Origin of the sequence: Nannocystis bainbridge, assembly GCF_028368995.1 — a bacterium.
Taxonomy (GTDB): domain Bacteria; phylum Myxococcota_A; class Polyangia; order Nannocystales; family Nannocystaceae; genus Nannocystis; species Nannocystis bainbridge.
In genome coordinates this window covers 3,022,294-3,034,928 of the sequence record NZ_JAQNDL010000001.1, presented here as the reverse complement: position 1 = coordinate 3,034,928, position 12,635 = coordinate 3,022,294, and the positions used below count along the sequence as shown (strand labels likewise).

Sequence of the window (12,635 nt, the reverse complement as noted above, 5' to 3'; positions counted from 1 at the left end):
ACGCGAAACTCGATCGACGTGGCGTCCAGACCTCGCGCGCGCTCGCCGGTGCGGCGATTGGCCCGGCGGCGCGGCCGGGACGATGAACGCGGTGCCGCCCAAAGGCCACGCCGGGGGGCCGGCGAAACGGCGCTGTACCGGGGATTTGGCGGCCTTTCGTGAGCGTTGCGCGATTGCTCGCCAGGGGGGCGGCCGCTAGACGTGGCGTCATGCAGCGGTCCGTCCTCACTCTCCTTGTCCTCACAATCGCGTGCAACGGCGGCGGGACGTCGTCGGGCACGGACTCCGACCCTGGTTCGAGCACCGGCACGAGCACCGGGGTCGGTACCGGCAGCACCACCGGGGACGAGCCGACCACTGCGACGACGAGCCCGACCGGGACGAGTGGCACGACGACGACGACGACGACGACCGACGGGCCGACCACCGAGAGCGGACCGACCTCGACGACCGCGGCCACGACCGGTCCCGATACGACTGGTTCGACCACGACCGACGGCACCACTGGCGAGCCGGACGGCGAGGTCCACGATCCGGACCAGGACGGGCCGTGGCAGTTCGACGAGCTCGCGGGCGAGATCGACGTCGACGGTGAGATGATCGGCGTCACCGCGCACTACCCGACGTCGGGGCCCGAGGCCGGACCGTACCCGGTGGTGACGATCGCCCACGGCTTCAACCTGCCGCCGACGCAGTACACCGGCTACGCCACGCGGCTCGCGTCGCACGGCTACGTGGTCCTCAACGTCGACCACGCCGGCTACATCTTCGGCACCGTCGACCACGTCGCCAACGCCAAGCAGGTGCTGGCCGCGCTCGACTGGGCCGGCGAGCATCCTGTCCTCGGGGACATCTCCGACCTCAACAACGTCGGCACCACCGGGCACTCTCTCGGCGGCAAGATCTCCGTGCTCGCTGCCATGTACGACGCCCGCGTCAAGGCCTCGCTCACCCTCGATCCCGTCGACGGCGCCAACATGTGCCCGAACATGCAGGCGTGCCCCGACGCCAGCGCGATGCTGCCGATCGCCATCCCGCTCGGCTTCCTCGGCGAGACCCTCGACACCGCCGGCTTCATGGCCTGCGCCCCGGCGGCCGAGAACTTCACGACCTTCTACGCCGAGGCCAACGCCCCGGCCCTGCAGGTGACCGTCAACGGCGCCAATCACATGAGCTTCCTCGACGACGTCGCCTCGTGTGGGATCACCTGCTCGTTCTGCCAGCAGCCGACCCTCGCCAACGCGGTCGTCAACGACCTCGCGCGCGCCTACGTGGTCGCCTACTTCGGGCGATGGCTGCGCGACGCTCCCGGCTACGACACCTACCTGACCGGCGCCGAGGCGCAGCAGCGCTACGTCGACACCGGGCTCGTCACGATCGCCGAGAAGTGACTCGACTGCGAATGAGACATGCACGTTGGGGCATGTCCTTCGAGACATCCGGGGGACTTCGAGTTCGATCGGTCGCTGTTCGGCTGTCAGGCGCTGGAGACCGGTGGCGTCGAGGAGAGGTGCCCGGAGCGGTCGGGAGCGCCGCCGATCCGCGTCCGACGCGGGCCGCGGGGTTCGGTGGTACGGTCGTCGGTATGGGAGAGCGCTCGTGAGGCCGGAGGTGCGGGCGGTGGTCGGCTGGCTGGGCCTCGCGCTGGCGTGCGCGCGCACGGGCGAGCCCTCGCGCACCGAGGCGCCGCCGACCGGGGCGTCGCCGGCGGGCGAGCCGGAGCTCGTCGAGCCGGTCGGCGTCGACCCGTCGCTGCTGGTCAGCGCCGAGCTCGCGCCGGGCGACGTCGAGGCGAAGTGCCACGCGCCGACCTACCTCGCGCGCTGCCTGCAAGCGCGCGCGCACCCGCAGGTGCGCTTCGCCTGGACCCTGGTGTTCGACGAGTACTGGACCGACGACCGCGGCGATCAGGTCGCCTACACCGAGGCCGAGAAGCTGGAGCGGCGGGAGCGGGTGATGGACCGCCTGCGGGCCGACGGGGCGCGGGAGATCTACGCCAGGTCTTCACTGTGGAGCGTGCTGGTGGTGGCGACCCATCCGCAGGTGCGCGGGGCGATGGCGCTGCCGCAGGTCCGCATGGTCTCGGTGAGCTGCGCCGACGACGACCGCGAGTTCTGCGACTGCGGGCGCCTGCGGGTCGACCAGTGCCAGGCGCACGCGTTCTGCGGCGAGGTCCACGGGTATCCGAACTGCCGTGAGCCCCTGACCCTCGCCGGCTGCACGCGCGCCGAGCTGTGCACCGACGCGATGAGTCGTGCCCGCGACCCACGCGGCGTGATGTGGCAGCTCCGCAGCGGCTGCTTCCCCGACCAGCCGGGCTGGCAGCCGCTCGGCTCCGCGATCGACATGCGCACCGGCGAGCCGCGCTGCCCGGGCGGCTGAGCGCGGCGTCGCAGGACATGTCCTCCAGGGCATGACGAAAGGGACCTGTCCATCCGGACAGGCCCCTTCAGACAGGCCCCTTCGGGCAGGTCCTTCGGATCAGGTCCCGCTGAACTGCACGTCCTCGAACACGAGGGTCGGGGCGCGCAGGCTCGAGTACGGGTAGGGGTCGTTGCCGACCAGGGCGAGCTTGGCGAACAGGGCGGCGAGGTTGCCGGTGACGTTCATCTCGCCGATGGGCGCGCCGATCTTGCCGCCCTTGATCTGGTGGCCGCGGAGGCCGAGCGAGAAGTCGCCGGTGGTCGCGTCGCTGTTGCCGCCGAGCCAGGAGGTCACGTAGATGCCGTCCTGGACGTCGCCGATGAGGGCGGCGAGCGACTTGTCGCCGAGGCCGACCACGCGGTTGCTGGCCGAGCCGGTGGTCGGCGCCATGCCGAGCTTCCGGCCGTAGTAGGTGTCGACGTAGTAGTTGCGGACCACGCCGGCCTCGACGAGCGGCATGCGCTTGGCCGAGATGCCCTCGCCGTCGAAGTGACGCGAGCTCAGGCCGCGCGGCACCAGCGGGTCGTCGGTGACGGTCAGCTTGTCGCCGAACACCTTCTGGCCCTGCTTGCCGGCCAGGTAGGAGCGGCCCTGCTGGATCGACGCCGCCGACATCGGCCCGAGCGCGCGCGAGATCAGCGAGACCGCCGCCTCCGGGTCGACCACCATCGTCGTGCGCACCGTCGGGCCCTTGGCGCTGCCGAGGCGGTCGATCGCCCGCTGCAGCGCCAGCGCGGCCACGGCCGCCGGCTCGGGCAGGCCGGCCAGGAACCGGCCGACCGCGTGCCCCGAGCCCTCGGGGCGCTTGTCCTCGCCCTCGCGGACCGTCGCGGTGCACGAGTAGCCGACGTAGCTGCCGTCCCAGGTGCCGTCGAAGCCGTTGCTGCTGGCGGCCGCGCCCTGCGACTCGCCGCTGAACAGGTTGCTCTCGGCCGAGATGACGCGCTTGTCGGAGTGGGCCTTGGCGTCCATCTCGGCGGCCCAGGCTTCGCGCTGCTCGCGGGTCAGCTTGGCGACGCTCGGGTCGACGCGCTCGAGGTTGGCGGTGGGCCGGTCCTTGAACAGCGCGGGGTCGGGGATCACGCGGAAGGGGTCGGGCTGCAGCACGCGGGTCAGCGCGACCGCCTCCTTGATGAAGCCGGCCAGGCGGTCGGGGCGGAGGTCGGTGGTGCTGTGCGACGAGTAGCGGCCGTCGACGTAGAGGCTGATGCCGAGGCCGCGGGAGGTGCTCTCCTCGACCTTCTCGACCTTGCCGTCGCGGTAGGTCAGGGACACCGAGCGGTCGCGCGAGACCGCGGCCCAGGCGTCCTGCGCACCTGACTTTTTGGCCAGGTCGATGGCTGTCTTGGCGCTCTGCAACAGGTCAGACATTCTCGCCTCCGACGGTCATCTTCGAGACCAGAGTGGTGGGCAGGCCCTGCGAGACCGGCACGCTCTGGCCGTCCTTGCCGCAGGTCCAGCCGCCGAAGTCGAGCTTGCAGTCGTTCGCCACCATGGTGACGTTGCGCAGCGCCTCGGGGCCGTTGCCGATGATGTTGATGTCCTTGATCGGGGCGGTGATCTTGCCGTCCTCGATGAGCCAGCCGTTCTTGATGTAGAAGGTGAAGTCGCCGGCGCCGATCTGGACCTGACCGTTGGTGAAGGTCTCGGCGATGATGCCCTTCTTGACCGAGGCGATGATCTCTTCGCGCGTGTGCGGGCCGTTCTCCATGTACGTGCTGCGCATGCGCGGCATCGGCGAGTGGCGGAACGACTCGCGCCGGCCCGAGCCGGTCGCCTTGACCTTGTAGTGCTTGGCGCTGATGCTGTCGTGCAGGTACGACGCCATCACGCCGTGGTCGACGAGCACGGTCTTCTCGACCGCGTTGCCCTCGTCGTCGACGTTGAGCGCGCCGCGCTCGCCCGGCTGGGTCGCGTCGTCGACGATCGTGACGAAGTCGGGCGCGACCTTCTTGCCGATCATGCTGGCGTAGATGCTGGTGTTCTTGCGGTTGAAGTCGGCCTCCATGCCGTGGCCGATCGCCTCGTGCAGGAGGATGCCGCTGGCGCCGGCCGCCAGCACCACCGGCATCTCGCCGGCCGGCGGGCGCTTGGCGTCGAACAGCACCATCGTGCGCGCCACCGCCTCCTTGGCCAGGAACTCGAGCCGCTCGTCGGTGTACCACTCGAACCCGTGGCGCCCGGCCAGGTTGGCGCTGTTGCTCTGGGTGACGTCGCCCTTCTTGGCGGTCAACATGCACCACAGGCGCGTCATCGGCCGGATGTCGGTGTGGACGTTGCCGTGCATGTCGGCGATGAGGACCAGCTCCTCGCCGTCGGCCCAGCTGACCGTGACCTTGTGGATCGACGGGTCGCCCTTGCGCGCCAGCGCGGCCAGCTGCTCGATGCGCGGCAGCTTCTGCACCGTCTGCACCTCGGCCCACGGCTGGCTCAGCGTGTAGTAGCTGGGCCGCGAGCGCTGCTTGAACTCGACCGGGGCGTGCGCCGCGCCGCTGTGGGCGATGCCCGCCGCCGTGCGCGCCGCCGCCAGCATCGCCTCGAGCGAGAGGTCCTCGGTGAAGGCGTAGCCGGTCTGGTCGCCGACGACCACGCGCAGGCCGACGCCCTGGTCGACCGACGAGCTGGCGCGGCTGATGATGCCGTCCTCCATCGTGATCGAGTTGTCGCGGCTGTACTGAAAGTAGAGGTCGGCAGCGTCGGCGCCGCGCGCGGTCAACTCGGTCATGACGCGCGCGATCGTGGGCTTGTCGACGGAGAACCACCCGAGGTGGTCGGCGAGGGGGGCTTGTTCACCGGGGATCATGGTGGTGCTCCCGGCCTTTGTGGTCCCTCGGCAGCCGCCGAGCAAGCCCGGGAGCCCGAGGCCGAGGGTCGAGAGAGCCGCGAACGAGCGGCGGGACAGGGTCTGTTGCATGAAGGGGCTCCGAGTGGGTGCTGGCGTGCTTGGAAACAGGGGAGGGGCGTGAGGTTTCGCCGCGCAAAAATGGATGTGGCCGGTGGGCAGCGCGCGGCAAAATCACTCGGCCCAGCTGGCCGCGACCCGGCTGTCGACGACGATCGGCACCGAGGTCACGACCTCGGCCATGGCGTCCTGCATGACCTGCTGGACCAGCGCCCGGGCCGCCTCGCCGTGCTCCTCGGGGACCTCGGCCAGGTATTCGTCGTGGACGCAGAGGATGCCGCGCCCGCCCAGCTCGGCGAGGGCCGGGTGGAGCGCGGTCATGGCCTTCTTGAAGCCCTCGGCGGCGGTGCCCTGCACGGGGATGTTGAGGGCGGCGTTGAAGCTGAACTTGCCGGCCAAAAAGCGCTTGCGCCGGCCCATGGCGGTGCGCACGGTCTGGTCCTCGCGGGCGCTGCGGGGCTGCAAGGCCGAGACCTTGCGGTGCCAGGCGGCGATCCCGGGGAAGGTGGCGAAGAAGGCCTCGCGGGCGCGCTCGGCGGCGGCGAGGTCGAGCGCGAGGCCGTAGCTGGCCTCGGCATAGTCCTGGAAGCGGCGCGCGCCCATGCCGAACAGGAACCCGAAGTTGACGGCCTTGGCGAGCTTGCGCTCGTGGGCGGTGACCTCGGCCTCGGGCTTGCGTGCGAGCGTGGCCGCGGTCGCCCGGTGAGGGTCGCGGCCGGCGTGAAAGACCGCCTGCATGGCCGGGCACGGCGCCAGGTGGGCCGCGACGCGCAGCTCGATCTGCGCGTAGTCGGCGACCACCAGCACGTGGCCCGGCTCGGCGCGGAAGCAGGCGCGCAGGCCAGGGGCGGTGTGCTCGGAGGGCACCTGCTGCAGGTTGGGCTGGCTGCAGGCGAACCGGCCCGAGTCGGTCGCCAGCGGGTGCAGGTGCGTGCGCATGCGGCCGTCGTCGCCGAGGTGCTCGCGCGGCCAGTGGGCGTAGGTCGAGACCAGCTTCTCGAGCTGGGCCTTGCGCTCGGGCGCCTCGGTGACCTGCAGCTCGGCGCGCCAGCCGTCGGCGATGGTGTTCCAGCGCGGGCCGTCGACGGCGATCCCGGCGGCCTCCATGGCGACCACGGCGGGCAGCAGCTTGCACTCGAGCTCGTAGGCGCGCGAGAGGCCGCGGGCCCGCAGCTCGGGGGTGAGGACGCGCAGCAGGGCGGGCGCGGCGGCGGCGGCGGCGGCGACGACCTCGAGGCGCGACCAGGCCGGGAGGACCTGTCCCGAGAGCCATTCGCCGGGCAGGCCGGGGCCGCCGAGGTGACGCCGGGCCAGGGCGGCGATCTCGAGCTCGTCGTGGCGGGCGATGACCCCCTCGGCCAGCAAGGTGGCGGCGGTGCGCGTGCAGCCGACCCGCGTGACGGCCAGGCCGAGGCCGGCGAGGGCAGTGAGATGAAACTGGGCGTCGGGGAAGACGACGTACGGGCCGGCCAGCACCGGCGCGAGCAGGCGCAGGTCGCCGGGCGAGAAGCAGTTGCAGTGGACGACGAAGGTGTGACGCTCGTCGGCGAGGGCGAGCAAGTCGACGCGGACGCGCCGCGGATCGCCGGCGGCCTCGCGCGGGGTGTCGGGGTGCGGGGCGGCGAGCACGACGGCGACGCCGAGCACCGGGCTGCCAGCGAGCGCCTCGGCGGCGCGGCGCAAGGCCGCGACGTCGAGCACGTCCTCGCTGGGGTTCGCGGTCACGAGCCGGCAGTGTAGCGCGAGCGGCCGCGAGCTTCGACGGCGCACGCGCCCGCGAGGCGGCGGAGGCGGGCGGGTCGGCGATCGCGCTGGGGCGAGCGGAGGGACTGCGCGTCGGGCGAGGTAGCGATCTCGCAAGACCGGCGAGGCCGTGATCTCGGCGAGGGTCGCGGGCCGTGACTTCGCGGGGTTGCGAGGGCGTGATCTCGCAGCGCACGAGAGCGTGAGCGCGTCGAGGCTGCGAGGTGGCGAGGGCTGTGACTTCGCGGGGTTGCGAGGTGACTTCGCGAGGTTGCGAGGTCGTGCTCTCGCAGCGCACGAGAGCGTGAGCGCGTCAGCTGCGAGGTGGCGAGGTCGCGAGCTCGTGCTCGCGTCGACCTCGCCAGCGCGTGCCCTCGCGGCTCGGCGAAATCACCGCGCGCTCAAGGCATCGGCGGCGGCGGCATCATGCCGCCCATGCCGCCGCCCTGGGTCTGGCAGGTGGCCTGGTCGAGCGACGAGCGGATGGCGATCACCTTCGACGCGAGCATGGCGCCGTCGGGCATGCGGGCGACGGTGCACAGATAATTGGTCTTGTCGTCCTCGCCGCCGATGATGTTGTCCGAGGTGTTGGTGGTGTCGGGCTGGCCGAACTCGCTGTACTCGGGGTGGTCGGCGAAGATCTCGGCGTTGAGGTCGTCGCCGAAGAACAGCTGCGAGGTGATGTAAAGCTCGGCGGCCAGGTACACGCGGAAATGGATGTGGACCGCGCGGCCGTTGTACCAGCCCGGGAAGCAGGTATCGAAGTCGACGCGGCCGTCGCTCCCGGTCGTCTGCGTGCCGCGGAAATACAGGTAGTTCACGGCGTCGGGATCGTCGCCGTAGCAGAACGCCCCGCTCGGCGTCACGCCCGAGTACACGCCCGTGCGCTGGGTGTGCCAGATCTCCACCTTCGCGTCGGCGATCGGCTCGCACGTCTCGGCCGTCACCAGCAGCAGCGCGAGGCGGACCGGCAGGCCGGCGAAGCCCTCGCTCACGTCCTGGCGCTCGATCGTGTCGGCCGTGCACGGACCCTGGGTCGTCTCGCACATCAGCACGCACTCTTTGACGCCACCGGCGAACGGGTCGGGGTAGCAGTGCTTCATCGTCATCGCCGCGGTGCCGCCGGTGGCCCACGCGGTGGCCTCGCCGCACGCGGTGCCGGTGGTGTCGCCGGTGGTGTCGTCCGTGGTGCCGGTGGTCGGGGTCGAGGTCGAGGTCGGGTCGGTGGTGCCGGTGGTGCCGGTGGTGCCGGTGGTGTCGTCGCCGGTGGTGCCGGTGGTGGTGTCGGTGTCGCCGCTGCTCGAGTCGCCGCAGGCGACCAGGACGGTGGCCGCGGCGCCGCCGAGAGCGCCGAGCGCGAATTCGCGCCGCGTGGGCCGTCGATTGATGGAATGCGCTTTCATGGTGTTGCTCCCCCTCGTCGCAAAGGATAGGCGAGGGATCTTAAGCAAATGTTGCAGGTCGCGGGCGAACCCCAAGCGGCGTCGTGCAGGCGGCTCACGTGGGGCGGCGTTGCGCGGGGCGGGCGGATCGAGAATCACTGACGCGTGGCGGAGCGCGTGCTGGTCATCGAGGACGACCGCGAGCTGGGGCGGCAGATCGTGCTGCACCTGCGCCGCGCGGGCTTCGACCCGACGTGGTGGACGGAGGGCAAGACGATCGCGCCGGAGGACGCGGCCGGGCTGTCGCTGGTGATCCTCGATCTGATGCTGCCGGGGGCCCACGGGCTCGACATCCTCCGCGACCTGCGGGCCCGCGCCGACGTGCCGGTGCTGGTGCTGAGCGCCCGCGCCGACACGATGGACAAGGTCGGCGCGCTCAAGCTCGGGGCCGACGACTACATGACGAAGCCGTTCTGGCCGGAGGAACTGGTCGAGCGGGTGCGGGCGCGGCTGCGCCGGCCGACGCTGCAGCGCGACGATGCGCTGACGATCGGGGCGCTGACGATCGATCGGGCGCGGCGAGCGGTGCAGGTGCGCGGGCGGGCGGTCGAGCTGACGCGGGTCGAGTTCGATTTTCTGGCGGCGCTGGCCCGCCGTCCGGGAGCGGCGGTGACGCGGGCGTGGCTTGCGGAGCAGGTGCTGGGGCCCGAGCGCGAGGGCAGCGAGCGCACGCTCGACGTCCACGCGTCGCGGCTGCGCAAGAAGCTGGCGCCGGAGGAGTGCATCGAGACGGTGTGGGGCATCGGCTATCGCCTGCGCGCGGAGCCAGCCGCATGAAGCTGCGATTGCGCCTGGCGCTGACGACGATCGCGGTGACGATCCCGATGATCGTGGTGCTGGTGCTGTTCGACGCGGTGGCCCGCCACCGCGCGGCCGAGGAGGCGCTGGCCGGCTTCGCGCTGGCGCGCATGCAAGAGCCCGGCGGGCGCGAGCGCTGCGAGGCCGATCCGAGCCGCTGGGGCGGCGAGATGGGGCCAGGGCGCGGGCCGCCGGGTGCGGGCGAGGCGAGTGAAACGCGAGGGCGCGCGGCGAGTGATTCGCGCGGCCGTGAGTCGGGTGCGGCGGGGGCGAGTGACTTGCGAGGTCGTGAGTCGGGGGCGAGTGACTTGCGAGGTCGTGAGTCGGAGGCGAGTGACTCGCGAGGTCGTGAGTCGGAGGCGAGTGACTCGCGAGGTCGTGAGTCGGAGGCGAGTGACTCGCGAGGTCGCGAGGCGAAGATGGGGCCGCCGCTCGACGATGGGCGGCCGCGGGGGCGGCCGGCGGTGCTGTTCGCTTATGACGCGGCGCTGCGGTCGGCCAACCCGGCGGCGCCGGCGATCGCGGAGCCGCTGGCGCAGGCGATCGCGACCTCGGAGGTCGCGACTTCGGAGGTCGCGATTTCGGAGGTCGCGACGCCGGAGGTCGCGACGCCGGAGGTCGCGACGTGGCCGCGTTCGTGGGCGCGGTCGTGGTGGAGCGCGGAGGTCGAGGTGCTGGTGCGCATGCCGTGGGAGGCGGGGCCGTGCGCGCGGGTGCTGGCGCAGGGCAGCACGGTGCCGGGCTGGCTGGGCGCGGTGCTGCCGCCGACGCGGATCTGGCTGGCGCCGCTGGTGGCGCTGTTCGCCGCGGTGCTGCTGGCGATGGGGCCGATCGTCGGGCGGATCCGCCGGCTCACCGAGGCGGTGCGGCGCTCGGCGTCGGCCGGCTACGCGAGCGCGGTGCCGATCGACGGCAGCGACGAGGTCGGTGAGCTCGCGCGCGCCTTCGAGGCCGCGGGCCGCGAGGTGCGGGCCCAGCTGACGGCAAAGGATCGCCGCGAGGCGGCGCTGCGCGAGTTCCTGGCCAACACCACGCACGACGTGATGATCCCCCTGACGGTGCTGCAGGGCCACCTCAGCGAGCTGAACGAAAATGCGAGCGCGGGCGCGGCGATCGATCGCGCGGCTGTGGTGGCGGCGATGGGCGAGGCGCACTACATCGCGGCGATCGTGCACAACCTGGCGGTGATGGCCAAGATCGACGCCGACGCGCCGCGGCTGCACCGCGAGCCGGTGGCGATGGACGTGCTGGTGGAGCGGGTGCTGGCGCGTCACCGGCCGATCGCGCGGCGGCTGCAGGTCGAGCTCGACGGCGCGGTGCCGGAGTCGCCGCTGCACGTCGAAGGCGATGTCACATTGCTCGAGCAGGCGGTGAGCAACGTCGTCTACAACGCGATCCGTCACAACCGCGCGGGCGGGCACGTGGCGGTGCTGCTCGATCGTGTCGGCGGTGACAGGTTCCGCTTGCGCGTGGTCGACGACGGCCCGGGCGTGGCGGCGGACGAGCTGACGCGGCTGGTCGAGCGAGGGTTTCGCAGCGACGCCGCGCGCACGCGGGCGCCCGACGGGCAGGGGCTCGGGCTGCACATCGCGGCCCGCGTCGCCGCGCTGCACGGCATAGGGCTGGTGTTCGAGAGTCCGCCCGGAGGTGGGCTGCAGGTCGATTTCATCGGCCCGCGTGTTTGCGCAGAGGCTGCTGATTCTCCGCACGCAGCGCACTCGTGAGGTAGATCCCGGCGTGTGCGCCGTTGCGCTTCGTGGACAGGTGTGCGGGCCCCTCGCGCGTGGCGAGGTTCGCAGCGGAGCCCGCGAGTTGGGCGCGATTGCGGCGAAGATCCGCGCCTCTGTGCCGGCGCGCGGGGTTTTCGACTACACCTTGTCCGCTATGGAGAGCAGCGCGACGAGCCCGATCAAATTGCCCGTGGTGACGACCACCGCGGCCGGCGGCGGCGAGCCGGTGCCGGCACTCAAGCCCCCGGTCGACCCCGCCACGCTCGTCCACCGGCAGCTCCTCGGCGGCGAGTTTTGGCGCAAGATCCCCGCGTATCGTGACATCGACGAGGCCACTTTCCTCGATCACAAGTGGCAGGCCAAGCACACCATCACGCGGCCCGACAAGCTGCTCGAGGCGGTGCAAGAGCTGGCCGCGCCGGAGTTCATCGCCGACGTGCGCGACGGGTTCCATCGCTCGCCGATGAGCCTGCGGGTGTCGCCGTATCTGCTGAGCCTGATCGACTGGTCGACGCCGTACGCCGATCCGCTGCGCCGGCAGTTCATCCCGCTGGGCTCGCGCCTGCTGCCCGACCATCCCAAGCTCGACCTCGACTCGCTGCACGAGCAGGCTGACGCGCCGGTGGCGGGGCTGACCCACCGCTATCCCGACAAGGCGCTGTTTTTGGCGCTCGACACCTGCCCGGTCTACTGCCGGTTCTGCACCCGCAGCTACGCGGTCGGCATCGACACCGACCAGGTCGAGAAGGTGCACCTGCGGCCGACGCAAGACCGCTGGGAGCGGGCGTTCGCGTACGTGGCGTCGCGGCCGGAGCTCGAGGACATCGTCATCAGCGGCGGCGACGCCTACAACCTGCGGGCCGAGCACATCGAGGCGATCGGCAATCGCCTGCTCGACATGCCCAACATCCGGCGCATGCGCTTCGCCACCAAGGGCCCGGCCGTGATGCCGCAGAAGATCCTCACCGACGACGCGTGGTTCTCCGCGCTGGTCGGCGTGGTCGAGCGCGGGCGCAAGATGCACAAAGAGGTGGTGCTGCACACGCACTTCAACCACCCGGCCGAGCTGACGGAGATCACGCAAAAGGCGATGAACCGGCTGTTCGCCGCCGGGGTGTTCGTGCGCAACCAGTCGGTGCTGCAGCGCGGCGTCAACGACACGCCCGAGGCGATGCGCCTGCTCATCAAGCGCATGAGCTACCTGAACGTGCACGCGTACTACGTGTACGTGCACGACCTGGTGAAGGGCGTGGAGGATCTGCGGACCACCGTCGACACGGCGATCGAGCTCGAGAAGCAGGTCCGCGGGCTGACGGCCGGCTTCAACACGCCGACGTTCGTGGTCGACGCGCCCGGCGGCGGCGGCAAGCGCGACTGCCACTCGTTCGAGCACTACAACCGCGAGACGGGCATCAGCGTGTACCGCAGCCCCAACGTCAACGCGGAGGCGTTCTACCTGTACTTCGACCCGATCGAGCTGCTGCCCGAGGCCGGGCAGAAGCGCTGGGCCGATCCGAGCGAGCACGACGTGATGGTGCGCGAGGCGATCACGGCGGCCCGCGACCGCCAGCGCTGAGGCGCGCGCTTCGGCGGTGA

The 12,635-nt window shown here is 71.5% G+C and carries 9 protein-coding genes; 5 read left to right on the top strand and 4 right to left on the bottom strand.

All coding sequences use genetic code 11. From position 1 onward, the window contains the following. The first annotated feature begins 209 nt into the window (after positions 1 to 209). The gene (locus tag POL25_RS11835) at positions 210 to 1,391 is read left to right on the top strand and encodes a poly(ethylene terephthalate) hydrolase family protein (RefSeq protein WP_272086074.1); all 1,182 of its coding nucleotides are present in this window, start codon (positions 210 to 212) and stop codon (positions 1,389 to 1,391) included. Between the two features lie 208 nt (positions 1,392 to 1,599). Continuing rightward, positions 1,600 to 2,382, top strand: coding sequence for a hypothetical protein (locus tag POL25_RS11830; RefSeq protein WP_272086073.1), 783 nt, complete (start codon positions 1,600 to 1,602; stop codon positions 2,380 to 2,382). Positions 2,383 to 2,481: 99 nt separating this feature from the next. Here POL25_RS11830 and POL25_RS11825 read toward each other — a convergent pair whose 3' ends face one another. From POL25_RS11825 to POL25_RS11810, 4 genes are all read right to left on the bottom strand, one after another. Further along, a complete protein-coding gene (locus tag POL25_RS11825; protein ID WP_272086072.1) occupies positions 2,482 to 3,795 on the bottom strand; it encodes a TldD/PmbA family protein in 1,314 nt (437 codons plus the stop codon). Next, a complete protein-coding gene (locus POL25_RS11820; RefSeq protein ID WP_272086071.1) occupies positions 3,788 to 5,338 on the bottom strand; it encodes a TldD/PmbA family protein in 1,551 nt (516 codons plus the stop codon). The genes POL25_RS11825 and POL25_RS11820 overlap by 8 nt, the downstream gene beginning before the upstream one ends. Positions 5,339 to 5,440: 102 nt before the next feature. Then, positions 5,441 to 7,051: a DNA polymerase gene (locus tag POL25_RS44245; protein WP_272086070.1), complete on the bottom strand. Its 1,611-nt coding sequence runs from the start codon at positions 7,049 to 7,051 to the stop codon at positions 5,441 to 5,443. 419 nt (positions 7,052 to 7,470) lie between these two features. Then, positions 7,471 to 8,472 (bottom strand): peptidase associated/transthyretin-like domain-containing protein, encoded by a 1,002-nt coding sequence (locus tag POL25_RS11810; RefSeq protein WP_272086069.1) that lies wholly within the window; start codon positions 8,470 to 8,472, stop codon positions 7,471 to 7,473. 144 nt (positions 8,473 to 8,616) lie between these two features. On the opposite strand from POL25_RS11810, the gene POL25_RS11805 reads away from it, so the two are divergent. From POL25_RS11805 to POL25_RS11795, 3 genes are all read left to right on the top strand, one after another. Beyond that, complete coding sequence (locus POL25_RS11805; protein WP_272086068.1) at positions 8,617 to 9,288, top strand: winged helix-turn-helix domain-containing protein; 672 nt, start codon at positions 8,617 to 8,619, stop codon at positions 9,286 to 9,288. Continuing rightward, positions 9,285 to 11,033 (top strand): sensor histidine kinase, encoded by a 1,749-nt coding sequence (locus POL25_RS11800; RefSeq protein ID WP_272086067.1) that lies wholly within the window; start codon positions 9,285 to 9,287, stop codon positions 11,031 to 11,033. Before POL25_RS11805 ends, POL25_RS11800 begins: the two co-directional genes overlap by 4 nt. A 160-nt stretch (positions 11,034 to 11,193) precedes the next feature. Continuing rightward, positions 11,194 to 12,615 carry a KamA family radical SAM protein gene (locus tag POL25_RS11795; protein WP_272086066.1) on the top strand — a complete coding sequence of 474 codons (1,422 nt, stop codon included), beginning with the start codon at positions 11,194 to 11,196 and terminating at the stop codon, positions 12,613 to 12,615. Positions 12,616 to 12,635 lie beyond the last annotated feature (20 nt).

What these genes read in the sequence shown, in the direction of transcription:
- POL25_RS11835 (WP_272086074.1), top strand. Translation starts at nt 210, where the DNA reads ATGCAGCGGTCCGTCCTCACTCTCCTTGTCCTCACAATCGCGTGCAAC.
- POL25_RS11825 (WP_272086072.1), bottom strand. Translation starts at nt 3,795, where the DNA reads ATGTCTGACCTGTTGCAGAGCGCCAAGACAGCCATCGACCTGGCCAAA.
- POL25_RS11820 (WP_272086071.1), bottom strand. Translation starts at nt 5,338, where the DNA reads ATGCAACAGACCCTGTCCCGCCGCTCGTTCGCGGCTCTCTCGACCCTC.
- POL25_RS11810 (WP_272086069.1), bottom strand. Translation starts at nt 8,472, where the DNA reads ATGAAAGCGCATTCCATCAATCGACGGCCCACGCGGCGCGAATTCGCG.
- POL25_RS11800 (WP_272086067.1), top strand. Translation starts at nt 9,285, where the DNA reads ATGAAGCTGCGATTGCGCCTGGCGCTGACGACGATCGCGGTGACGATC.
- POL25_RS11795 (WP_272086066.1), top strand. Translation starts at nt 11,194, where the DNA reads ATGGAGAGCAGCGCGACGAGCCCGATCAAATTGCCCGTGGTGACGACC.